Origin of the sequence: Anaerococcus sp. Marseille-Q5996 (assembly GCF_946893725.1) — a bacterium.
GTDB classification, from domain to species: Bacteria; Bacillota; Clostridia; order Tissierellales; family Peptoniphilaceae; genus Anaerococcus; species Anaerococcus martiniensis.
On record NZ_CAMPPE010000010.1, the window covers coordinates 1 to 1114 of the forward strand.

The 1114-nt window shown below is 45.5% G+C and carries 1 rRNA gene; it reads left to right on the forward strand.

The features are described from left to right. Window positions 1-1114: ribosomal RNA gene (locus tag OC526_RS08280) — 23S ribosomal RNA — on the forward strand; the annotation flags it as partial.

Here is a 1114-nt window from a genome sequence, read left to right on the forward strand (position 1 = left end):
AGAAAAAGGTAAAACTTAGACGGAAATATTAACAATACAATCAAGATAAACGAGTTATCAACTAATTAATTACGCAAAATCACAAGTAAAAGGTAAGTTGAAACTACGATTATCACCGAAAACAATCGCATATATTAATATATGTAACTGGTTAAAACGTCAAAGTATTTACCAGCAATTTTAAATACTCTATCAGTGGTAGAGGAGCATTGTATTAGGGAAGAAGCCCAAGCGAAAGCAGGTGTGGACTTAATACAAGAGAGAATGCTGGCATGAGTAGCGAGAAGGAGTGTGAGAATCACTCCCGTCGAAACCCCAAGGACTCCTGAGCAAGGCTCGTCCCCTCAGGGAAAGTCGGGACCTAAGGCGAGGCCAAAAGGCGTAGCCGATGGATAACAGGTTTATATTCCTGTACCGCTTAAAGTCGCTATAGAGAAGTGATGACGCAAGAGGATAAGCTAAGCTGCCCGATGGAAGGCAGTCTAAGCACAAAGGCTGATTAGTAGGCAAATCCGCTAATCCAAAGGCTAATGTGTGATAGGTATCGAAAACATGAGTAGAGAAGTAGCCGATTTCAAATTGCCAAGAAAAGTCACTATCAAGACCAAAGCGCCCGTACCAAAACCGACACAGGTAGGGAGGTAGAGAATACCAAGACGCGCGGAAGAACCTTTGTTAAGGAACTCGGCAAAATGTCCCCGTAACTTCGGGAGAAGGGGAGCCTGAGCGATCAGGCCACAGAAACCAGGCCCAAGCGACTGTTTACCAAAAACACAAGTTTCTGCAAAATCGTAAGATGAAGTATAGGAGCTGACACCTGCCCGGTGCTGGAAGGTTAAGGGGAAGGCTTAGCGAACGCGAAGGCTAGAACTTAAGCCCCAGTAAACGGCGGCCGTAACTATAACGGTCCTAAGGTAGCGAAATTCCTTGTCGGGTAAGTTCCGACCCGCACGAAAGGTGTAACGATTTGGGCACTGTCTCAACAAAGGATCCGGTGAAATTGTAGTAGTCGTGAAGATGCGACTTACCCACGCTAGGACGGAAAGACCCCGTGGAGCTTTACTGTAGGCTGATATTGGATTTTGAGATTAGATGTACAGGATAGTTGGGAGGC